A 22,614-nucleotide genomic window follows, 5' to 3' on the forward strand; every position below is an offset into this window, starting at 1 on the left:
ATTTCAGTGTCAGTTCACAAACGTGCGCCAGTCGTAAGGCCCGCCTCGCGCTTGGGAAGATCGGCAGTCGACGTTGGGCGTACGACCCAACCTTTCAGCGAGTCCAGCAAAAGGCTGCTCAGCGCGCTTTCGACCATTTTTTCTTTCTCAACGCCAAGCAGCGGGCACACAATCATGCAAGACACCGATGGCGGTCGTTGCCGACGCCACTGGCCTGAAAGGCCTGCTCCGCATGGCCAACTGATAGATTGAACCATAGACGTTTCGCGCGCGGCGCGATTCCCGGAAGTTGCGTGTCATGCGTTCTGACAGGTCAAGATTGTTTTTCGGCGCACAAAGATCGTCCGGATCGGACGAAGGCGTTCACGTCCGGCACGATGTATCCCAATAGATGCAGAATTGTACGATTCGTACCGCAACGATCAGTGACTGAATTGGTATGGCGCCGTTGAGATAGTGCTGAATCGTCTTGTCCGGGAAAACATTGATCGACGCATATCATCCCTGCAACGGAGTATTGCGCGTTCCCGAGTTTTGCGCGCGGGACATCCATCGAGCCACCGAGCCACCGAGCCAGAATAAGGCACATTCAGATGGTTTTGGCACCGAGCAGGTCATGGTCGAGTAGCTCGGCCATTTGGCTTTACCCTCACAGATCCGGGCGGGCGGCTTTCCCGCACCCGGCTCTTCCCGAGAGTAACCCGCGTCATATCCGCGCCTGCGCCCATGTGCGAGTGATGCGTGGAGTTGGCAGGCGGAAGCGTGCCGTCAGGGTCTCGAACTCCGGCCAGCCCATGCGCCGACTTTTCTGGCTGCGCCGTCTCAGACAACGCAGCCAGGTTCGACGCACTTCGCGGTAGAAGCCGTTGAGCGCTGGATAGTTGTGCGGCCTGCCATAGTAGCCATAGTGCCCGCGCAGCACAGCGGCGAACCACTCGTGCTGCTTGGCCAGTGGCGCGTGCATGAGCCGCCAGGCGTCCTGGCGCAACGCCGTCAGCTTGCGCGTCAGGCGTTTCCCTTCCGTCTTGTGCTTCACGATGAACCGGCCATCTCGGGTCCGCCCGCAGTAGTGGGTGAAGCCCAGGAAGGCGAAGGTTTCTGGCCGCCGATCGCCGCGCCGCTGACGCGAGAGGGCCGCGAACCGGCCAAACTCGATCAACCGCGTCTTGTCCTCATGGAGCGTCAGGCCGAAGCTGGCCAGTCGCACCTTGAGGGCCAAGAGCATTTCCTGCGCATCGGCCTTGCTCTCGAATCCCATGACGAAGTCGTCCGCGTAGCGCACGGTCACAATGCGACCGCGTGCATGGCGACGACGCCATTGGTGGGCCCAGAGATCGAGGATGTAGTGCAGGAAGATGTTGGCAAGGAGCGGGCTGATGCCTGCCCCTTGCGGCGTGCCCCTGTCCGTCTCTTGCTTCTCGCCGCTCTCAAGAACGCCAGCTCGCAGCCACAGCTCAATGAGCCGTAGGATACGAGGATCGGCGATCCTGTGCGCCACCATCCGCAGCAGCCACTCGTGGTCGACCGAGTCGAAGAAGCTGCGAATGTCGGCATCGAGCACCCAGTTCACGCGCTGGCTCATGATCGCCGTATGCAGGGCATCAAGCGCCATATGAGGATTCCGCCCCGGCCGGAAGCCGTAGGAGAATCCGAGGAAGTCGACCTCGTAGACCGCGCTCAACACCTCGGCCACCGCGCTTTGGACGATCTTGTCCTCGAGCGCCGGCACACCGAGAGGCCGCTTGCCGCCATCGGCTTTGGGAATGTAGACCCGCCGCACCGGCTGTGGCCGGTAGCGAGCAGTGTGGACCCGTGCGCAGAGGTCGCGGATGTTATCCGTGAGCCCTTCTTCGTACTTCGCCACCGTTATCCCATCGACCCCCGCGCTGGCCTGCCGCTTTTGTCGTCGAAACGCCCGAAGCAGAGCGTCTTCGTCGATGTGGTGCAGCAGGGCCGTGAACCGGGTTTGGGCATCCTGCTTGGCCGCCGCGTTCACCCGCTCGAGGTTCGGCGGCAAGGCAACCCGGCTCTGTGTCCGGCCCCTGGCCTCCTCGCGCAGGCTCCCCTCGGTCTGGTCCCTTCCCTCCATGCGTCTCGTTACCTTCGACGACTTCGCAGGTACTATGGATCAGTCCGACTCCCGACCTCAGCTCGGACCGCGGCTCTGGCAGTGCCTTGCCGCTGTCCCCCACTGGAGACCAATCCAATGGACCCGGTCGGGCCTCTCATGTTCCGATGATTACCTTCCATGCGTGATCCGGCCATCGACCCCGACGGAGCGGCATTAACGACGATGCTCATGCTGCCTTCGTGACTAGGGAACACACTCGGCCTCCGCGAACATCCACCTTTCGAGGCTCATTCCCGCACCCCGCATGGCTCCTGTCTACACTTCGGACCCCGCGTTGCCGCGCCGCCCGCAAGACTCGGTCCCGGCTTGCCCGCTTCGGCTTTGGCCGGATGGGACTTCCACCCACAAGCAATCATCAGCTTGGCATGACGTACTCCCATGGCGTGGTGTAGCTCGGTAGAGCAAAGCCGCCTGCACCCGAGCGCCAAACAACGCCGTAGCGGGCGGCCAACGACCTGTGAAGGCTAGATACTCTGAGGTGCTCACGTGCGTTGATTCAGGCTTGAACGGCTAGCGAAATCAGAGGCGCACCATCGAAACGTTCCCGCGACCATCGACGTAGCAGCGATGTCAGCTTTCATCCTGATTTCCGCGCGGCGGAGCGAGACCCGTATGGGTTCACCGGAAAGCATGCCGGCTCATGGTCCGTCTGAATGCGCTGGCGCACGAGCCGCCTGCGGGACCAACTCGCCGGTCAGCTCGCCACCGATCTGAACGTCGGCCAGCTGACCCATTTCGGACAGCTGCGCGCACACTTTGTGGCCGCTCCTGCCCCTTGTCGCGGCTCACGGTCCAGCTTGCTCGACCCGCGATCCTTGCCCCCTCATCGGCAGCATAGCGTCCAGCGCCTGATCGATATCATTGCAGATGACCGTTTTGCCGCCATCGCGCGCGATGGACGATTGCGCGATGCGCCGCATGAACTCCTTGATGAAGGCTGCGCTGACGCCCTCGCTCTGTCGCACGGCTTCAGCGACAACGGCCTCAGTGAGTGGCAGGCGTTTGCCATAGAGCCGCACGAGCTTGTCGCGGCCATGAGCATCAGGTAAAGGCACCTCGATGATCTGGTCGATCCGGCCAGGCCGCGCCGCGAGCGCGCCCTCGAGCTCTTCCAGTCGGTTGGTGGTAAGTAAGAACACGATCTCGGCGTCCTCCGTCAGCCCATCCATCTCATTGAGCAGCTTGTTCAGCAGCACTTCTTCGCGCGCATCTCGCATCTCATTGCGGTCGCGCGCGATCAGATCGACGTCCTCGATCACCACTAATGCAGGCTGCAACAGCCGGGCAAGGTTCATATATTCACCGAGCGCAGCGACCTCCCCGGCTGTCATTATTAGGGTGGTCTGATCAGCCAGGTTAGTTGCGAGGTATCGGATCGTGTGGGTCTTGCCGGTGCCGGGCGGGCCATAAAGCAAGATGCCCTTGCGTGTCGATTGGCCGAGCCGGCGCAGCGCATCGCGCATTCCGACAAAGCTCAATACATTTCCATCGAGCAGTTTGAGCACCTTTTCGGGCAGGATCACGTCCGCGCGGTCTAGCCGGGGCCAACGATGCACCGTAACGCCGCCCGAACGGCCGCTGTAATTCGCATCGCTCTCGAGGGACAGGATCTTGCCACGGTACGATCCGGCGGATTGTACCGCTCTCTCAAGTTCAACGAAGCAGTGCTGCGCGTAGGACGCGCCGGCCCCGCCGGCGGGCACCGCGACCTCAATGAGCATCGTCTCCTCTGGGTCTGTCCCGCATCGTTGAATGGGCTCGCGGTAATAGGACAGCACGACAGCGTAACGAAACTCGTTCGCCTCGGATAGCCACAGCCCATTGTGCACGCATTTGACTGGGGTGGCCTCGCCGATGTCGATCTCGTGGTATTGTGGCGACGTCAGCAAGACGGGATCTTTTCCGGCGCGCCGGAGCTGCGCGAATGACGGCTTCTCCAAAGTCCATCGCTGCTGCAGCAGGCCAAAGAAGCGGACTGGCGAAGCGAACAGCTTGTCGATTGCGATCTGGATGTCCGCGCGCATGTGGCCGGGAAATTGCCGCAGCATAGTCACGAGGCTGTTCGGCGGGATATCGGCGAAATGCCAGGCAATCGCGTCATGGGCCCATTCGAACTGGATTTCGGACGGATCTGGCGCCTCGGTTTCGCCAGCAGGCTCGGAGGTGATTTGCAACGTATGTCCTTCAGCTCGGATTCGTTCCTGCGCCGCATCGAAGAGCGCCTTTGCAACTGACGGCGGGAAGGGGCCGCACGCGGCCTTGTCCTGCCGTTCAATCAACATGGAAAGGGCGTAGGCATCGCGCTGATGTCTGCCGAACACCTCCCGGAATAGATCCACCACGAAACCGCGCGGCGTCTTACCGGCATCTTGAAAAACCAGCTGTACAGACTTGGGCACAGTGCACACTTGATGATCCATCCGAAGCTCCTAATATGAGTGAAACGGTTTGTCGTTGGCCTTACTTCGCTTGATGCGCTCCGTTCGTCGTACAGGTGTTTCGATGAAGTTGCGCTTTGCCGTCCGGGCGCCATTCAGCTCTTGGACTGCCGGAGGACTCATTGGCGACTCACGGTGCGCCCCATCAAGGCCGGCGTCGATTGGGCCGAATGGCGCAATCGACTGCGATAGCCGATTAAGGGCACGCAGGCCCCAGCGGACCAAACGCACAGTCGCGTCGTGGACCTGGACGACGTCATGTTTTGGCTTTGTCATTATCCTCACAGTTGTGCTCTCTCCTACAGTCCTTGCGCGCCCGTGTTGGTGTAAAGGGCGAATGATGTCACTGCTTTCATCCAGCCTCTCTCGTTTCCGGATCTTTCAGCAAATGGCATGCCGGCCGCGAAAACGACTCTCAAACTGTTCTTTGCAGGAGACTCGGTACCTGCCCAGGGGCATGAACTTCGCTTCTTGAAGCTCGCGAGTTGCCAGATTAGCGAGCGGAGATTCACACGCATCGCGGTTCTGCCGACGACAATAGCCACACCCGCGCCGGACTGTTCGCAACCGACATCCCCCTTTTGATAAGCCCTAGCGATATTTGGGCGCCTCATCACTGCTGATGTGGTGAGATAATAGGGGGCATGGGACTTCGGCAATCAGAAGAGCTAGCAGTATCGGCAGACGCGGTGCCGAATAATGCACCGACAGCTGCGGCCTTTTGGTACTTTGTGCTGAACATCGCCGGCATTCGAGAGTGCGCTGATTAAGCACGCCACCCTCAAGGCGTTTGCGCGGCAATGCGAGAGTGCCTGCGCCGGTGGGCCGAGAGTCATCAAGCAAGGTCCGGATTTAAGGGCGGATTGCGCACTAAAGATGTTACCGGACAACTTCCCTGTGGGTGTCTGGGCGGAGCTGCCGAACCAGTTCGGTGGCGTATGCAGGAAAGATTAGCACGCGCGCAAAGCGCGAGATTACATCAGCGCTGGCGGAACGGGCTGACCTTGCCCCACGGGCTTAATCCAGTTTGAAGTTCGCTCTGGCCCACAACAAGGACCAGAGCATGAAGCGCAGTCGCTTTACGGAAGAGCAGATCATCGGGATTTTGAAGGAGCACGAAGCTGGCGTTTCGGTCGCCGATCTGTGCCGCAAGCATGGCGTCAGTGACGCCAGCATCTACAAATGGAAGGCAAAATTCGGCGGGATGGAGGTGTCGGAGGCCAAGCGGCTGAAGACCCTGGAGGACGAGAACACACGACTGAAGCGGCTCTTGGCCGACGCCATGCTGGACAATGCGGCCTTGAAAGATCTCCTGGGAAAGAAATGGTGATGCCCGCTGCCAAGCGGAAAGCTGTCGCCCATCTCGTGGACGTCTACGGAATGAGCGAACGGCGGGCGTGTAAAGCCATCGGCTGCTGCCGCATGACGATGAGATACAAGGCGACCCGCGCAGATGATGCCGGCCTTCGCCAGCGCATGAGGGCGATCGCCCAGGAACGTCGCCGTTTCGGTTACCGCCGCCTGCACGTGCTGCTCAAGCGGGAGGGTTATCTGGTCAACCATAAGAAGCTCTTCCGGCTCTACCGGGAAGAGAGGCTCGCGGTACGCCGCCGTGGTGGCCGCAAGCGGGCAATTGGGACCAGGGCACCGATGATGGCGCCGATGGCCCCCAACGATCGTTGGTCGCTCGACTTCGTGTCGGATCAGCTCACCGACGGCCGTCGCTTCCGCATTCTGACCGTGGTCGACGATTGCACCCGCGAGTGCCTGGCGCTGGTGGCCGATACCTCGCTCTCGGGCGCCCGGGTGGCGCGGGAACTGGACCGGCTGATGATCGAGCGCGGCAAGCCGAAAATGGTGGTCAGCGACAACGGCAGCGAGCTGACCAGCAACGCCATCCTGACATGGGCGGATCAGAGCCGCGTCGCCTGGCACTACATTGCGCCGGGCAAGCCCATACAGAATGCCTTCATCGAGAGCTTCATGTATAGACGGCCCCGCGGATGCAAGGGATTTCAGCAGCACTTTGGATACCGGTCGGGTGCGTTCATGTATACGGCCTGTTTGTGCGACCGATGCCATGGCCGCTGGCCCTGATGGAGATCGCGGATCGAGGCCTCATCAACGGGTCGCGCTTGTTGCGCTTAAAGCTCTTCGGGCTTGCTCGATCCCCAGCTCCGCCGGTGTCCATCATGCTGTCATTTGCCCTCACACCATAAGGTGGCCAACATACGCGACATTTAGGTCGCGAGCTTAGGCCGATAGAATTCCCCGGTCGTCATCATCGCCCAGACGATCCGTGCCAACTTGTTGGCAACGGCGATGGCGACCACCATGGGCCGACGCCGTCCAAGCAGGGCTTCGATCCAGCCGCCTCCAACCCGGGACCGGGCCTTTGGATACCGAACGACGTTGCGTGCCCCGATGACAAGCAAGTGCCTGAGATAGGAATCGCCCTGCTTTGTTATGCGGCCGAGCCGGTCCTTCCCGCCGGTGGAATTCTGCTTAGGCGTCAGGCCAAGCCAGGCCGCGAACTCCCGCCCGGAGCGGAACATGGTCGCGTCCGGCACGGTCGCGGCGAGAGCTGTGGCCGTTATGGGACCGATCCCGGGAATCGAGGACAGCAACTTCGCCATCGGATTTACTCGCTGGATCTCAGCCAGTTCGCGCTCGATGACCTCGACCTGCCGGCCCAATTCCTTCAGTTGGCTCACAAGGACGGCCAGCGCGATGCGGGCGTGGGCCGGTAGCGTCAGTTCCTCGTTATCCAACAAGTCCGCCAGACCATCCACCCGTTGCCGGCCTTGCCCGACAATGATTCCGAACTCAGCAAAGTGAGCCCGAATGGCGCAAGCTGTCATGGTGCGTTGGCGGACCAGCAAGCCTCTTGCACGATGAAGCATCAAGAAGCCCTGATTCTCGGCGCTCTTGATTGGAACGAACCGCATATTGGGACGACTGACCGCTTCGCAGATCGCGGCCGCGTCAGCGGCGTCATTCTTGGCTCCTCTTCGGAGGTAGGGTTTAACATAGGCTGGCGGAATCAATCTGACATCGTGTCCAAACTGCCGAATCTCCCGCGCCCAGTGGTGAGCAGTCGCGCAGGCCTCGATGCCGACCAGGCAAGGTGCGAGCGAGGAGAAGAAAGATACGATCTCGCCTCGCCGGAGACGTTGGCGACCGGCCACTTGGCCTTGCCTATCAACTGCATGGATGTGAAATACGTGCTTCGAAATGTCCAACCCAATTGTCGCGGCTTCCATTGGTCAATTGCTCCTGTTAGCGGATTCGTCCATCGCCAGTATATCGCCGGCGCCGAGGGAGCGGGGCCGTCTTCCCCATCAACGGCCGGCTGCGGGATGAATTGTTGAACGAGACGTTGTTCACCTCGCTGGCCCAGGCCCGCGTCGCGCTCGGATGCTGGCGCGCGGATTACAACGACACACGACCAGACTCACGGCTCGGATGGAGGACGCCGTCCGAGTTCGCCATCACCTGCAACCCGCGACGGGATCTGGCGCTGCGCTATGCTGAGGGCTCCGCGCCAGCTCCCGTCGCTACCGCCGCCCAAATGGGCAAATCCAACGACCGGGGCGAACTCAGGAATGGATAAAACTTGATGTGGTGGAACGGCCCGCTCCAACAGCATCAAAGTGCTAGAACGTGGTCGTTGTTCGAACGCCACAAAGGAGGGACCGTTCCGTGAAACAGGTTAGCACCATCGGGTTGGATTTGGCCAAGCACGTTTTCCAAGTTCACGGCGCGGATGCGGGGGGCTCGCCCGTGTTCAACAGGAAATTGCGGCGCAGCGAGGTTCTGCGCTTCTTCGAGAAACTGCCACCATGCCTGGTGGGGATGGAAGCCTGCGGTAGCGCCCACTATTGGGCGCGCGAGATCGCAGCTCTCGGTCATGAGGTGCGGCTCATTCCGCCGGCTTATGTCAAACCCTTCGTAAAGCGAGGCAAAACGGATGCGGCGGACGCAGAGGCCATCAGCGAAGCGGTGATCCGCAAGACCATGCGCTTCGTCCCGATCAAGACGGCCGAGCAACAGGCTGCCGCGATGGTGCTGAAGACCCGCGCTCTTCTAGTGCGGCAGCGAACGCAGGCGGTCAACGCGTTGCGCGCGCATCTGGCCGAATTGGGCATCATCGCCACCGCTGGCCTGGCAAAGATTGAGGCGCTGGTCGCAATCGTACGGGATGAGACAGATGCTCGCCTGCCCGCAGCAGCGCGCTTCGCGCTGAGGGCTATTGCCGACGAGATTGAAGCTTCAGCCGACCAAATCGAGAGACTCGAGCGCGCGATTGTTGTGGAGACCAAGCACGACGAGGACATGCGTCGGTTGACCACGATACCTGGCGTCGGCGCCATCACGGCGGCGACCATCAAGGCGCTCGTGCCGGATCCCGGCGGGTTCAAGTCGGCTCGCCACTTTGCCGCCTGGCTGGGATTGACGCCGCGGCCTCATTCAAGCGGAGGCAAAGAGCGACTGGGAGGAATATCGAAGATGGGAAATCCGGAACTCCGCTCTCTGCTCGTTGTCGGGGCGACGGCCGTCTTGCGGGTTGTCCGAAACGACGCTCGGGCGCGGCCGTGGCTGAAGGCGCTTCTCGCCAGACGGCCCTTCAAGGTTGCCGCGGTCGCGCAGGCCAACAAGACGGCGCGGATCATCTGGGCGCTTCTGAACAAGGGCGGTACGTACCGACGTCCCGACCCGCTGACTGCCGCGGCCGCCGTCTGATAGACACAGGACCGCCAAAGCGATCTGACCGGCGCAGGCCGGCAGAGGGCAAGGTGCAACAACAGCCGATGAACCCATGGGACGACATCCCGAAACGAGTGAAGCTACTGCCCCCAATGCGCTCAAACGCGTAAACTTGATTTAGCTCCTCTTCCGCGGATCTCATCGAGGCCAGCGGCCATGTGCCGCGCGCAAAGGCCGGACATATGACCGCACCGTTCCTATGTGTGAAATCGACTGAAAAAGCTCTTGCCACGCGGGCCGTTCCACATATGGGGGCAAGGTCATTATCTTCATAGAGAATTCTAGTGAACGACAGGCTGCTGGGAAAACTACACGTCGTATCACTTCCAAAGCACCGACTCAGCAATCGCATGTTCAAGCCGCTTGCCCGAGCTCGAACTGAGCCAAGCAAAGAGAAGGTTTCCTCGCCTCCGCTTGGAAAATAATGAGATTTTCTCGCCGCACCCTCACAGGTTAACAGCACCAATTCCATGTACGTTTGGATTGAGTCGATTCGCGCCGAGCACTCGCGCCGGCGGTACCGCCGCGGCTCTGGATCGTCTCATCCAAAGACTTGGCCGCGGGCCCGTCGCTGTCGCACGCCCGTGGCTCGTCGCCCACCCAACTCCTCGATCTTCGCAAACAAAAGGAGGGAGTGCCAAGGAACGTCGTCGCACTCGAGGCCAAAACGGGTGAGTGAAACGCTGATGTACAGCCAAGCAACTTCTGAGATGTTCGGTCACACAGTTCGTCTCGAGAAATTAGCGTCCGTACGAGCTATCCCGCCGAACCAGAATGTCTGCCGTTGAAGTGAGAGCTGAAGTTCGCTGATGATCGTTCGTGAGGCGAATGCGGAGGCGTTCGAGTGCTAACGTGATCATCACAAGTGAACACTACTTACAGCGCCTATCAACGTCCCCTTCCATCACGAAACCTTTAAAAACAATCAGTATTCAACGTGTTGCGCGAAGCGAAAGGCTCTTTCGATCCATCCCTTCGAGGACGGCAACGGCCGTATAGCACGCGCCATCGGCGCGCTCGGTCTCGCCAGATTGGAGCAGAGCGCGCAGAGGTTCTACAGCATGTCCGCTCAAATACGCCGTGAGAGGAATGAGTATTACGCCATCCTAGAGAGAACCCAGAAGGGGGAATCTTGACATCATCGACTGGCTAACGTGGTTCCTCGACTGCCTAGATCGCGCCTTCGATGGCGCGGACATTCTCGGTGGTATTCTGCGCAAGGCGGACTTCTGGGCCGTTCACGCAGCACGGCAACTTAATGAGGGTCAGCGGCTGGTGTTCAATCGCCTCTTTGATGGATTTGAAGGAAAACTTACGTCGTCGAAATGGGCGAAACTTACGGAAGTCTCCCAGGCCACCGCCGCAAGGGACATCGACGAACTCATCGGTCACGGCATCCTCAAGAAGGACGCTGCTGGCGGCCGGAGTACAAGCTACTCGCTCATAGATTTGAAAACCTGTTTGGAAGTGACACTCGGGAATAGTTGCCGCGCCGTATCCTGTTAATTGAGAGCAACCGCATGCCGGTAGCGACCGGCACCAGAACGTCTTTGTCTCCCGGCCGGTCCTGCCCTCGCGGCAAACCCAACCTGGAGAATGCAATGCCTGCAGAACCTAAAGCCAAGAAGCCGAGCCATGAGGTCTTCGTCATCACAAAGGCGAGAGTGCGTTCTGGACCAAAATCGGCCCGGTCTGGCCGCATGACGACGGCAAGGGCTTCAACGTCGATCTGATCGCCGTACCCGTCGGCAGACGGCTCGTCATCCGCGTGCGCAAGGAAGCCACCGGCTGATCATGCATGGCCGGCAAAGGTCTGAACGGTTTAGGTCGTCCACAGGCCCCCGCGAAGGCCGCAAGGCGTGCCAATTGAAGCGCAATCCGGCATCTTGCCGCGTTTCTCGAGCAAAGTGTGGCAATCGGGCAGGCTCATTTGGCTCACCGAAATCTCTGAGTGCGTCAGCTTGTCGACAGCTGATCCTAATAGAGCGAGAACGAGAGAGCGACACACTCGAACCGAGGGGGACATGGACCCATTTAACCGCATCAACCCATTCGACTCAGAGTTCTCTGCTTACAACGCCGCGGCGCCGCAAGCGCAACCGCAGCAAGCGGAGTTTGAGCCGTACTTGGATGAAGTGCCGCAGCTTGGGACCTCTGCCGTCGCAGAGGATCCGGTTTCTGCTAATCCCTACTATCCTCACCTGTCTGAAGAGGGTCTCAGGCTCGCCGAGGTCTTGGGACTTGAGCACCATTGGGCCGACGGTTCTCATTCCGAACACGCAGTCAGCGGAGGCGAGTACGCCGCTGCCCTGATGGGCGAGGACTACACCGGCCAGTTGAGGCCTGCGAAGAGGCAGAGGACACTAAGCCAGACGGAAGGCGATGCCATTGAGCGCCAGCCAAGCGAACCTAGCAATTCAGCCGCTCGCGAGTTGATTGAAGGCGCCGGCGCACCCTTTCGGGCCAGCAGTCCATTGATCCTTCCTGCGGAAGACTACGCTCAGGAGCTGCTGTGGGCGATGCTGGAGAACGCCGGCTCATCGTCGTCTCTCGAGCCGACCGAGCGTCATGACCACGCCGTGGCTTCAGGAGCGGCCGTTCGTTCCTTCAACTCGCGGCAGGACGACCAGCGCACGTCAGGCGCGCATGAGGGTAGCAGCGTCCCGCCGAGCCAGGACAGCCCACCCGCTCCTTTCATAGTTCATAATGACCGCTTCACTGCGCTGTTCGTGCCCGCGGCGGCGATGAGGGGCGGCTCTCCACTCAATCTATCAGGCGCACCCATTCATTTCGGATCTCGACCGGAAAGCGTTTCGCAGCCGAGCGCACAGCCGGCGAATCGGTCCTCGCCAGCACTGTTTCCACAGACGATGGAGCAAGCCGCTGCGGCGTCTGCCAGAGCTGAAACGACGCCGCCCGCGCCTCGCGAGATTTACGCCGCATCATTCGCCGTTCCTGAGGGCTTTTCGCACGGGACCCAACCCGCCCCAATTTCGATGATCTCAAAGCTCGGCCGCTGGGGCCTCTTGCCGGACGCAGAGGAGCCGATGAAGCAATACGACATTCGCGGCGAGCGTTACACGGCCCTCTTGGGGCCGGGAGGACCCAATGACGTTCGGCTCATCCATCATCCATAGATGTAGACACCAGGGACAGTCGCTACATGAGGGGCCAGTCCAGATAGCTCAGCTGGCGGACTGACGATAGCTTGCTTCAGCGACTCTTGCGAACTTAATGAGGTTCAGGGCGGTGCGGAAGCGCTGCCGGCCTCGATGAACTTGCGGGCGCCATCGCTTAGCGGCTCCTTGTTGAGCCGAACAGCCATGGCGCCTTTTTGTTTGTGAAGAGCGTGATCACGTTCGCGGGCTGGTTGCCGCGAGGTGATAGTGCCGAACAATCGGAGGTGACTGCCGACCCCTCACGGACCCACTCATCGCTATAGTGTCTGCCCATGTTTCCACTTTCTTTCTGTCAAGGCACAGCAACGAATGGGCATTGACGCATTCAGCCCCTGCTTTTGAAGACCTTGTCGGTGGCTTGCAGGGTCGCGACAAAGTCCAGCGCGCCGCCGCTCTGAGAGTCCACAGGTCGCGGTCGCGCGACACGATCTCGCCTCCTTGATCGGCACGGATCTTTCCCCGGGAATCCCACCGACTTGCAGCCCCTTTCCAGCATCACCACAATGGCGGTGCCGCGGAAGGCGATCCGGAGCATCGCAGCCAAAACGAATGCCGAGGAACTCCAAATTGTGATGAAGGCGCGGATAGACGACCTACCAATTCGTGCAGGAGATTTCGCAGCCGCCGTCAGTTAGTTTGATGGGTGTTAGTGATTTTGGGAGATTTCTTCGATGTTGATTATTGAAACTATTTTGAAGCCAGACCAGTTTGGCGGCATTGGACTTTTCTCCGCGACTCGTTTGCCTAAAGGCTCGTTAGTTTGGATTCACAACCCGATCGTTGACATTGCGGTGACGCGCGAACAATACGAAACTCTAGCTCCAACATTTCAAGCTCTTCTTGATAAGCATGCCTATCCGAGAGACCACAAGGTTAATGACGGTGTCGTAGAGTATAATGCTGACAACGCTCGCTTCATGAATCACAGCAGTCATCCAAACACATATCAAGACGATCACTGCAGAATTTTCACGGCCCGTGACGTACACCCTGGTGAAGAACTGACTTGCGATTATTTGTCTTTCGATCCCGGGTGTGACTTATCGTGGAATAGGGAGCTATTGCCGAACATTGGTGCCGCAGCGGCCTAGGCGGCGATAGATTGGAGATGCAGTCTGGCGCGGACTTCGATTTCCTCGGCGAAATAACACCCTGGAGAGTTGGGGCAACTAATGTGGCCATCGCAGCGGCCTGCTTCTTCAGGCTGCCTGGTCGCGCTTGAGGTGGGGCAAACGCAGCTTTGTTCGGCAGACTTTCGCTTGGACGCAGCGCGCAGTGGCACGGTCCGGAACGTACTTCCGATGACGGAGCGGACTCGCGACTTTCAGGGCCTTACACGCTGTAACTGCGTCACAAGCAGTTCGTGACGCCGGAATTCTGCATGCAAAACTTAGTTTTTGAGTAGTTTCACCGGGACGAGTGTGTGAAGCTGCTTTGCACCTAAGCAGCTTCGCCATCGGGTGACCGGTAAAGAAGGTTGGCACGGAAGGCAGTTTGGCGGGGATTATTCATTGACCAGAGATTCGACGCTTCGAGGTAAGCGCATATGTAGTCCCCGCCAACTGAGCTCTGCTCGCCTGGAATAGTTTGAGAATGGAACTCCCTGAAATCTGATGCCGTCCAAGCTGCCAGGATCGAAAAGACGGCTCGGGAAGAGCCTTGCCGTGAGTCAGGATGTGCTCAGGCGGTTCACGTGGGAGATCAGAGCCATTAATGTGTGTTTGGACGACCTTCGCTATTTCCAAGCGCATGCCCTGGGCATTGCTGCACCACAAATGATGATCTTGATGGCGTTGATCGACTTGGAACAGGGCGACGGTGTTCCGGTCAACGCGGTTGCAAAGTTGATGAAGGTTGAGTCGGCCTTCATTACAAAGCACTCGAAACAGCTCGAGGATAGGAGATTTGTGCGACGCGAACGCTGCGCGAACGATGCACGAATCGTCCACCTGTCGCTAACAGACAGCGCTCGCAGAGCACTTGCCAGCATCGCGGCTCAGCAGGAAGAACTCGATGAGTTTGTTTCTGGTTATCTCGATGTTGCGGACTTTGCAAAGCTGGCTAGTTGCCTTAGCGGGGTCAGGCAACGACTGGAAAAGGCGCGCCTGCACGCCGCGTTGAAGATGCAAGAACCTTCAAGAGAGCAGCAGCTGCGGAACGCCTAACAGGTCAACAACTTGAGACCACGAACGTACTCGCCGCAACCCTCACAGCGTGCCACCCAAATCCTGGAGCGGGAGCTTGGATCTACTCTGCTGCTCTGCAACAGCTCGAGCCGGAGCCGAATGATCAAATTCCTCCGAGCTATGGCGCGCGCATGCGGGAGGAGTCATGCGCCCTCAGAGGCCTCAACGCAGCGATTTGCCTCGACTCTAGCAATCGTTTCCGCATCTTTCTGCCTGCGCCGATGATAAGCGATAACTCTGCTGCATTTGGCCAATGCTTTGCTTGGAGGCGCGGTATTCTACGAGCGCGCCAGAGAGCGTTGTCGGCTGTTCTCGACAGCTCGTCGCATCGTTCTCGGTTGCGCAGCTTGGACTGATCGTAAGGATGATTTCGCCGTCGAATGTGAGGACAACTGACCAAGATGCCTTCATTTTGGAGGTGGCAGCACCGCACCCGTTGCTTGATACTTCTCTTCTGTTAAGAACGCATTGTTTTGCCGCGCGACCACGACGTGCGATCGAATTGGGGCAGCACCATCGTCGATGTATTACAGCAGAGAAGCAGCGTTTCCTAGACAACTGGGCCTCTGCGGACAGTCGGGCGTGCTGAGACTCATGGCACTACGTTAGCAAGCGCGCCGGATCGGGTGGATCCTGTTCTTACGTTTTCATAGCAATTTCACATGACCCCTATTGAAGCAATCAAACGTTGGTACGTGTCCCTGGACGACGAACTTCAAACAGACATCGCGTATATGTTCGTATCTCTGACGCTCGGGGACTGCCAGTTTTCGCCTGCTGCAGCCGTTCGTAGACTGCTGCAATGGTTCGAACTGCGCAGCGCGGGCTCCGAACATGAGGACGCGTTAGCGGCGGTCGTGTTTCGCGCCTCGTTCGAATACATGTTTGCCGACCGCTTCACAGGCGCCGGCTGGACCTTTCCCGAACAATTGTTCAAAGACGTAATCCGCGAGGCTGCTGAAGGGAAAGAGGCAAGCAAGATCGCAACGACGGCATTTCGATTGCTGCGGAACATTCCCGACCGAAAAACGAAATGGCGAGAGGCTGGTGAGAATTGGAATGCCTTGGTCAACTCGGTACTCAACAACGATGCGCTGAAGCAATGGACCCACGAGCAAATCCTGGCGAGCGACTTCGGGCCGACGCAAGACTGACAATACCCGGGAACATTGGAAAAGTGACAGTTCAGAATGAAACTTCGTGAGACCAGCCAGCGCGACGATTAGAAGGGCAACTTCCAAAGAGAGTAGAAAAGCCGCTGAGGACCGACCGTAATAGCGCAGTTGTAGCGGCGTTCAACATTTGGAGAACCGTCCGGGTGATCCTGACGGCTGACAGACTGAGAGCATGTCCGAGTGGCTGCAGGAATTTCCGTGGCTGATTGAGTGGGTATTGATAGCCCACACGTACCATTGACCGAATGCGCAAAGTCCAGTCAGCTTGCAGTAAGCTATCACAGATACAGAGCGCTTTGGGGTTAACGGGATGTGGCAGGGACAGCGCTATTGCTCCAGATCGATGAGCGCCGAGTCATCTTTCCGCTAGCCTCAACGGCAGTGCGGATGTGGTAGGGACTAGCTGGCCTGGTTTCAGCCCCCGGGTCTGTTAGCACCGAGCCGCGCCCGCACTGTTTTACATCTCGCCTCCGACCGATCGAGGTGGCTATCTCGGCAAGCTTCGCAGGTACTCTGGCGAAAGTCGGTACACCAACTGGTCGTCCGTTAAGAAGCCGATTGCAGCGGTGAGCGGTCGCTGATGGCTGCGATGAGGGTGGCCAGGAAGAGGCACCAAAGAACCCTCAGCCAGGCGAGGATGCGGCGGAAGTTGTGACCGACGGCAGAGAGGATGACGTTGGCGGCATCGCCGGCGCGGCCTTTGAGGTAGCAGCGGCCGAGGTGACCATCGGCCTTCAGGTGTCCGATGACGGGTTCGATGGCGGAGCGGCGGCGCAGCTCGCGCTTGATGATACCGAAGACGCCGCGCTTCTGGCCGGAGATGAAGACACGGCGCGGGTTCTGCGCGTCATGGCCGCGGTATCCCTTGTCGACATAGGCCCGCTCGATCGGACAGCCGGTGAGTGTCTCGGTGCGGTCGATGACGTCCCGCAGGGTGTGACCGTCGTACGGGTTATCGGGTAGCGCCCTGGCGTGCAGCACGAACAGGCCGCCGGGAGCACGGCGGTTGTTGGTGACGATGGAGGCTTTGACACCGAACTCGTAAGGCGCGGCTGCTTTGCCCTTGCCGATGCACTCGACCTCCGGAGCATGGAAGGAATACAGCTTCCAGCCGCGCTGGCGCTGCTGCTGCGAGCGGATCTGCGCGGCCCGGCTGAGCGGCAGGGCGAAGGCGTTCTCGAGCACGGCCTGAGCTTCGATCTTGCGGCGGATATCGCGGATGATCCGGCCCAACCGGCTGCGCAGGATGCGCAACTGCCGCTGATGCCGTTTGAATTGCTTGGCATGGGCGTAGCGGGAAGCCATCATGGCCGCGGTCTTGGCAATGCGAAGATAGGACTGCCGCAGCCTGATCCCGTGCTTCCTCGCCAGACGGTTGAGCCCCTTGATCGCCGCGTGCAGCAGCTTGGCATCGGTCGGGAAGGCGATGGCCTTTGGCTGCACCGTGGTATCGACTGTGACCCGCTTGAGGTCTTGGCCGCGTAACGCGCCGGCCTCGTGCGCCACCCGCAGGCTCTCGGCCAGCAGCAGTTCCAGCTTGTCGCCGAGCCGCTTGCGCCAGTGGCTCAGGTCCGAGCGCTCGTGCGGGAAGGCGTGCTGGAAGAACTCTTCGCCGGTGAAGTACTGGAAATATGGGTCGTGGACCCAGCGCTCGCAGACCCCCTCATCGGACAGGCCGTAAATGTGCTTGAGCAGCAGCAGCCCGATCACGAAGCGGGTCGCGATGCCGGGCCGGCCGTTCTCGCTGCAGAGCGGCGCGATCTCGCCGTCGATCCAGTCCCAATCGACCTTGCCAGCGAGCTGAACCAGCTCGTGCTTCATGTTGATGATCTGGTCCAGCCTGGCCCGGAACAGATCGCCCGATCCCGTCGTCCTGTGCTTCTTCGGTCGCATCGCCACCTCCGATGCGGCCACCGAATCATGTCTGGCGATTCGACGGAATCCTGAAAATGAAATTGCAAGGTTCCGATGCCCGAAGCATCAAAACCCTGCAATCCTAAAACACCCCGCAACCACAAATGCGATTCCAGCTCAGTCGCTTAGCCGCTCTTCACGGACGACCAACTGAAAAGGTGAGGGCCACGTACTTCCATTTCTGGCCCGGATTCATCCCCAGGGACGATAGCATAGTCTGCGAAGAATGAGCAAAGACGGGCTTGCTGACGACGATGCCGATAACGTCGTCCGCCAAGCTTCATCATCATTGAAGTAGGTCGTAGCCCTCGACATCACCCATCGACAAGCCGCCGGGATGCATAGGTATATTCTAAAGCGATCCGGCGTGCCTGTTCAATGAGGTTGGCGGCGGCGCTATGCCCCCCGTCGGTATTCTCATAGTAGAGGTACGGTTGGCCCAACGTAGCGAGCCTCGCTGCTGCCTTTCGGCCATGTGCTGGATGCACGCGGTCGTCCTTGGTTGACGTGAGAATGAAGGGGGCCGGGTAGGCCTTGCCTGGCACCAACCTCTGATAGGGCGAGTAGGCCTCGAGCCACTTGCGCTGCTCGGGAATGGTGGGGTCGCCATACTCGCCGATCCAAGAGGCTCCGGCGCCCAGCTTGGTGAACCGAACCATGTCGAACAGCGGAACCTGTAAGATGGCTGCATTGAAGAGCTCGGGTCGTTGGGTGATTGCGGTCCCTACCAGCAGGCCTCCTTGGCTACCGCCGACTACGCCCAGCCGGCGGGGCGAAGTGATTTTGCGCCGGATCAAGTCCTCCGCGACGGCGATAAAATCATCCCATGTGCGCTGCTTCGTTGCTCCTTGGGCAGTCTGGTGCCATTGGGGCCCGAACTCACCCCCGCCGCGCAGGTTCGCGACAACATACGCGTTGCCCTGCTCGAGCCAGAGTCGTCCGGTGAGGCCCACGTAAGAGGGGACGAGCGGGATCTGAAACCCACCATAGCCATAGAGAAGCGTTGGAGTTGATCCATCAAATCTTGCGCTCTTGGCTCGTAGCAGAAAGTAAGGAATGCGGGTGCCATCGCGCGAGATTGCCTCGAACTGTTCGACGACAAGTCTGGAGGCGTCGAACCTCGGAGGTGTCGCTTTCAGTGCCTCAAGGCGTTCGGTTGCCGCGTCGAAGTACCAGAGCATCGTCGGGCTAAGAAAGCTGGAGACGGTGAACATCGCCTCGTCCGTTTCATGCGATGCTGCAGCCAGACCGACACTCGCATTCTCTGGAAGCGGGATCGGCGTGGCCCGCCAGGCGCCCTGATGGTACTTGTAGACGAACGCCTTACCCTGAACATTGTCGAGAATCGTTAGGATTAACAGGTTTCTTGTGGCGGTGAATCCGCTGAGCGCTTGTCGAGGCCCAGGCTTGAAAACGAGCGAGGGTCTGGCGCGCAGCGGATCCTGCTTCCATTCGGCCAGGTCATACGAGATGATCGAGCCAGCTGAGAAGGTGGTGTCTCCGGACGGCGGCATCCAGTCTTCGTTGAGCCTCACCAGCAGGCGACCACTAGCGATGCCCCCGATGGTCGCCTTCTTTGGCAGATTGAGCTTAGTCGGCTTGGCCCCAAAGAGAACATACTCATGTTCGAACGAACTGATGCCGCGCACCGCGCCGGTCGCATGGACCCTGCCTTCACTGTCGCGCAGCACGAATGGAGTGGCCACGACATCGGTCGGCTCGCCACGGAATACCTCGCGCGCTTCCGCGAGCGACTGACCGCGCTTGAGCTCCTTCACGACGAAAGGGTAACCGGCTTGCGTCATGGTCCCTTCGCCCCAATCTCGTGCAATTAGGACCGTGTCGCTGTTTACCCAAGTGACCTGCTGTTTTCCCTCGGGAAGTGCGAAGCCGTTCGTGACGAAGGTTTTGGCGACAGCATCGAACTCCCGGACGAACACAGCGTCCTTTCCGCCGTCAGACAGGTTGAGCAAGCATAGGCGCTCTTCGGGCGGAAGGCAGCTCACCCCTTTAAGGACCCAGTTTTTCTTGTCCGCGTCGGCGAGAGCATCCACATCGAGGATGGTCTCCCATCGAGGGCTCTGGGTGCGATAGCTTTCAAGCGTCGTGCGTCGCAAGACGCCGCGCACCTGGTTCTCGTCCTGCCAGAAATTATCGAGGCCGCGCCGTCCCAATGAGACGTACGGAATTCGGTCCTTGGCCTGAAGAACGTGGAGCGCTTCCCCGTAGAATCGCTGGTAACGTGGATCAGATTGCAGCGAACTGAGTGTCTTGGCGTTCTCGGTGTGAGCCCAATCCAATGCGCGCGGACCTTCGATTTCCTCAAGCCAAAGAAAAGGATCCTCAGCCGCGCTCGCAGGCGCTAGCGCATGCGACAGCCCCGCGGCCATCAAACAGCTCATGGATAGCGACGCTGCGAGAAAAAGCGAATTTTTCATGGGAGTGTCCTGAAGTTAGCCAGGCGGAGTTGGGCCTCGTGCTAGGTGAGTGGAAGCATTTGGAAGATGCATACTCCGCTTCAAAGAGCTGGCATGCGGGAACCGCGTCCGTTGGCTTTACATGGTGCAAGCAGCGTGCCGCTTGAAAATTGGAGGTTCTCCAGTCGTTTCCACCCCATGCAAGTGTCGACTTTTGAACGTCGGTCTCAAACCTGACAACCGGTTCTTAGCAAGAGCGGCATGTTGCGCAGCGCCCGCCTTGCTCTTCGTCGCAGTACGTAAATCCTCGACGATCGCTTGCGCCACCGTTCGGCCACTCACAACTCGGCTATGGGCAGCATCATCCGTCGACAGTTTCGACTTTAGGTGTGAAGTGCGAGCACAAGTCCGATCTTCGCGGCCTGCTGATCGCGTTGGCCGGCATCATCAGTGCACCGCGCAGCCCCCGGTACTCGATGTGATTTGCGGTCCGTTGGCCCGGAGAGACTTGAAGCGATTGGCGTTGGGGTAACGCTTTTGTCCGCCAGCCAAACGCGTAACCTGCGGCAGGTTCGGTGGCCGAGCCGGCATGCGCTCGATGCCACTATTTCTAGTTCCGCAGCGGGATCTCTCCTGAGCAATCGTGACCGCGGAGAGCCCCAACATCACGTCGCGGGTGACTCCGAAATGGAGACGATAGAGCCACCAGATTGCGCAGCACCGATCGAGATCGTACATGGCGAACGCGCGCCTTATTGCGACAGCCATCCGCGCCATCGGCTTCGTTCTTTGTATCATCTGGAAACCTCGGCGTCTCGGGCCAAGCGTTCTTCATCTCGTGTTTTGATCGGCGATGGTGCGCTGTGAGCATGCATCCGCAATGGATTGGCAGCTAAGATTGATGTTCGTCATGCGCTCTTTTCCGGGTTTCGAAGCTGGCTGCACACGCCTATGTGCATGCGATCTACCGTGACCCTACGGTGGAGGTACTGCTTGCAAAACGCCCAGATCTGGTAGGGCCCAATTGACAGTCCGATAATACGCTCGCGCAGTCCCAGTGCTACGCAGAGACCGTGCCACTTGCGACGGTCGGCTGCGGATACGCGACCTTTGCTGCCACTTCCTTAAGAATACCTCCGCCAAGGCTATGTAGGGTCGCACCGGCAAAGGCTACGCCGCTTCCGAGTGCCCACCACGGCCGCCGATTTCGATGCCCAATTTGCGCGAACCCAGTCGACATCGAGCGCTCAGTACTTGTTAGATCCCTCAGACGCAAAGCAGCCGAGACGATCATCCCGCGCACGGCTAGGGGTGCGAGCGCTGGCCGCGTATAATGGCATTCCGCGATGTCCTCCAGTCCTCCGATCCTGCGTGCTATGGTGCAACCTCGGACTGGCCGACAGCCGGAGCTACATCGGTCCAGCGAAAGTAACATCCTCAGGCGAGGCAATACGGAGGTAATATTGCAGCCCGCATGACGGGTCCGGCGCCACCAAGACCGAAATGGCCAGGATGACCTTGCATCTGGTGGGTTGCCAGCGGGTACGATCATGCGTACCCACTGGCGTCGCGAGCAACCCACTGCTAAGCGGTGAATTGTCTATCCAGGTAAGGACAACCGAAATGACCGCAGGGTGCCAGTCCGGCGCGATCCGTTTCTCCCCGCCTTGCGTCTCATACCCGCGTAAGCCTGACGAACCCTCCTTCGGCTAATTCGGCTTTGTAGGCCCGTCCGTTAAGCTGGATTGTTGTGGGGTTATCAGCGGTCGGCATGAAACCTTCTTCGCGCAGCTTGTCCATCAGGGCAGGTGTGGCCCATTGTTGCGCTAGCGGCGTTCCGAAGCGCCGGTGCTCCGTGAAGAATGCTCCGAAGTCCGGTACCCCCTCCCGGCCGACCCCAACCACTTGGTCTTCCGCAGGGTTATGAACAAGAAGAACTCGATTGGACCCATCCAAACCGGCCGTGTAGCGGTGACCTCGGATTTCATAGGTCATCGTCGGCTGGTCCGCGTCCGGCAAGAGACCCTGGTGGAACAGCCTCTCGACCATGAAGTCAGGCGCGATTTGCGAACCGTGTGAAAATCTCTGGGGAGCGGCGAATGAGACATCTACCGCTTCCTCACGTGCGGCAGATGATGATGGTCCCGCTTCATTCATGAACTGACTGAACAGATCATGATCTTCCTGTGTCCAGACGTGCGCCGTTGGTGATTCTGGTGGACGGGGATGGTCGATCCGGTTCGGATCCATAAAGCTCTCCTTTCTGTTATGAGAACAAGGCCTCTTGAAGATCTCCCCAGGGAGTGAGCTGAAGGTCGTCACGAATTCAGACATGGGCGGCTTCGTCATCGAGAGGCCAAGTTCGAATGTTAAGGAGGTTGGCTTTCGAGAAGCTGACAAAGATCGA

13 protein-coding genes and 2 pseudogenes are annotated in these 22,614 nt (G+C 59.4%); 8 read left to right on the top strand and 7 right to left on the bottom strand.

The features are described 5' to 3' along the window. Nucleotides 1-706: 706 nt before the first annotated feature. A complete protein-coding gene (gene ltrA / locus BRAD3257_RS33740) occupies nt 707-2,089 on the bottom strand; it encodes a group II intron reverse transcriptase/maturase (protein WP_122405417.1) in 1,383 nt (460 codons plus the stop codon). A gap of 827 nt (nt 2,090-2,916) precedes the next feature. Next, the gene (locus BRAD3257_RS33745; RefSeq protein ID WP_244607808.1) at nt 2,917-4,551 is read right to left on the bottom strand and encodes an ATP-dependent Clp protease adaptor ClpS; all 1,635 of its coding nucleotides are present in this window, start codon (nt 4,549-4,551) and stop codon (nt 2,917-2,919) included. Between the two features lie 1,081 nt (nt 4,552-5,632). Between BRAD3257_RS33745 and BRAD3257_RS33750 the strand changes: the two are divergent. Then, a pseudogene (locus BRAD3257_RS33750) lies at nt 5,633-6,552 on the top strand (IS3 family transposase); the annotation flags it as partial. A 257-nt stretch (nt 6,553-6,809) separates the two neighbouring features. Here BRAD3257_RS33750 and BRAD3257_RS33755 read toward each other — a convergent pair. Next, nucleotides 6,810-7,832, bottom strand: coding sequence for an IS110 family RNA-guided transposase (locus tag BRAD3257_RS33755; protein WP_122405418.1), 1,023 nt, complete (start codon nt 7,830-7,832; stop codon nt 6,810-6,812). Nucleotides 7,833-7,912: 80 nt separating this feature from the next. Between BRAD3257_RS33755 and BRAD3257_RS33760 the strand changes: the two are divergent. The 3 genes and pseudogenes from BRAD3257_RS33760 to BRAD3257_RS41580 form a co-directional block, all read left to right on the top strand. Then, nucleotides 7,913-8,182 (top strand): annotated as a pseudogene (locus tag BRAD3257_RS33760) (integrase core domain-containing protein); the annotation flags it as partial. Nucleotides 8,183-8,271: 89 nt separating this feature from the next. Next, entirely contained in the window at nt 8,272-9,312 is a 1,041-nt protein-coding gene (locus tag BRAD3257_RS33765; protein ID WP_122405419.1) for an IS110 family RNA-guided transposase, read from the top strand. 989 nt (nt 9,313-10,301) lie between these two features. After that, nucleotides 10,302-10,472: a Fic family protein gene (locus BRAD3257_RS41580; RefSeq protein WP_244608052.1), complete on the top strand. Its 171-nt coding sequence runs from the start codon at nt 10,302-10,304 to the stop codon at nt 10,470-10,472. Between the two features lie 34 nt (nt 10,473-10,506). On the opposite strand, the gene BRAD3257_RS41585 is transcribed toward BRAD3257_RS41580, so the two are convergent. Next, nucleotides 10,507-10,728: a hypothetical protein gene (locus BRAD3257_RS41585; RefSeq protein ID WP_244607809.1), complete on the bottom strand. Its 222-nt coding sequence runs from the start codon at nt 10,726-10,728 to the stop codon at nt 10,507-10,509. Between the two features lie 632 nt (nt 10,729-11,360). Between BRAD3257_RS41585 and BRAD3257_RS33785 the strand changes: the two genes are divergently transcribed. The 4 genes from BRAD3257_RS33785 to BRAD3257_RS33805 all read left to right on the top strand — a co-directional run bounded on the left by BRAD3257_RS33785 (nt 11,361) and on the right by BRAD3257_RS33805 (nt 15,855). Continuing rightward, complete coding sequence (locus BRAD3257_RS33785; protein WP_122405420.1) at nt 11,361-12,473, top strand: hypothetical protein; 1,113 nt, start codon at nt 11,361-11,363, stop codon at nt 12,471-12,473. Nucleotides 12,474-13,186: 713 nt separating this feature from the next. Then, nucleotides 13,187-13,606 carry an SET domain-containing protein gene (locus tag BRAD3257_RS33795; RefSeq protein ID WP_122405422.1) on the top strand — a complete coding sequence of 140 codons (420 nt, stop codon included), beginning with the start codon at nt 13,187-13,189 and terminating at the stop codon, nt 13,604-13,606. 573 nt (nt 13,607-14,179) lie between these two features. After that, nucleotides 14,180-14,680, top strand: coding sequence for a MarR family transcriptional regulator (locus BRAD3257_RS33800; protein WP_244607810.1), 501 nt, complete (start codon nt 14,180-14,182; stop codon nt 14,678-14,680). Between the two features lie 683 nt (nt 14,681-15,363). After that, nucleotides 15,364-15,855 carry a hypothetical protein gene (locus tag BRAD3257_RS33805; protein ID WP_122405424.1) on the top strand — a complete coding sequence of 164 codons (492 nt, stop codon included), beginning with the start codon at nt 15,364-15,366 and terminating at the stop codon, nt 15,853-15,855. 567 nt (nt 15,856-16,422) lie between these two features. Here BRAD3257_RS33805 and BRAD3257_RS33810 read toward each other — a convergent pair. The 3 genes from BRAD3257_RS33810 to BRAD3257_RS33825 form a co-directional block, all read right to left on the bottom strand. Continuing rightward, nucleotides 16,423-17,769 carry an IS5 family transposase gene (locus tag BRAD3257_RS33810; RefSeq protein WP_122406895.1) on the bottom strand — a complete coding sequence of 449 codons (1,347 nt, stop codon included), beginning with the start codon at nt 17,767-17,769 and terminating at the stop codon, nt 16,423-16,425. A gap of 335 nt (nt 17,770-18,104) precedes the next feature. Then, nucleotides 18,105-20,228, bottom strand: coding sequence for a prolyl oligopeptidase family serine peptidase (locus BRAD3257_RS33815; protein ID WP_122405425.1), 2,124 nt, complete (start codon nt 20,226-20,228; stop codon nt 18,105-18,107). A 1,653-nt stretch (nt 20,229-21,881) separates the two neighbouring features. Beyond that, nucleotides 21,882-22,541, bottom strand: a complete 660-nt coding sequence (locus BRAD3257_RS33825) for a hypothetical protein (protein ID WP_244607811.1) — start codon at nt 22,539-22,541, stop codon at nt 21,882-21,884. Nucleotides 22,542-22,614 lie beyond the last annotated feature (73 nt).

Origin of the sequence: Bradyrhizobium vignae (genome assembly GCF_900324035.1) — a bacterium.
In the GTDB taxonomy this organism is placed as follows: Bacteria; Pseudomonadota; Alphaproteobacteria; order Rhizobiales; family Xanthobacteraceae; genus Bradyrhizobium; species Bradyrhizobium vignae.

What these genes read in the sequence shown, in the direction of transcription:
- ltrA (WP_122405417.1), bottom strand. Translation starts at nt 2,089, where the DNA reads ATGGAGGGAAGGGACCAGACCGAGGGGAGCCTGCGCGAGGAGGCCAGG.
- BRAD3257_RS33745 (WP_244607808.1), bottom strand. Translation starts at nt 4,551, where the DNA reads ATGGATCATCAAGTGTGCACTGTGCCCAAGTCTGTACAGCTGGTTTTT.
- BRAD3257_RS33755 (WP_122405418.1), bottom strand. Translation starts at nt 7,832, where the DNA reads ATGGAAGCCGCGACAATTGGGTTGGACATTTCGAAGCACGTATTTCAC.
- BRAD3257_RS33785 (WP_122405420.1), top strand. Translation starts at nt 11,361, where the DNA reads ATGGACCCATTTAACCGCATCAACCCATTCGACTCAGAGTTCTCTGCT.
- BRAD3257_RS33795 (WP_122405422.1), top strand. Translation starts at nt 13,187, where the DNA reads ATGTTGATTATTGAAACTATTTTGAAGCCAGACCAGTTTGGCGGCATT.
- BRAD3257_RS33805 (WP_122405424.1), top strand. Translation starts at nt 15,364, where the DNA reads ATGACCCCTATTGAAGCAATCAAACGTTGGTACGTGTCCCTGGACGAC.
- BRAD3257_RS33810 (WP_122406895.1), bottom strand. Translation starts at nt 17,769, where the DNA reads ATGCGACCGAAGAAGCACAGGACGACGGGATCGGGCGATCTGTTCCGG.
- BRAD3257_RS33815 (WP_122405425.1), bottom strand. Translation starts at nt 20,228, where the DNA reads ATGAAAAATTCGCTTTTTCTCGCAGCGTCGCTATCCATGAGCTGTTTG.
- BRAD3257_RS33825 (WP_244607811.1), bottom strand. Translation starts at nt 22,541, where the DNA reads ATGTCTGAATTCGTGACGACCTTCAGCTCACTCCCTGGGGAGATCTTC.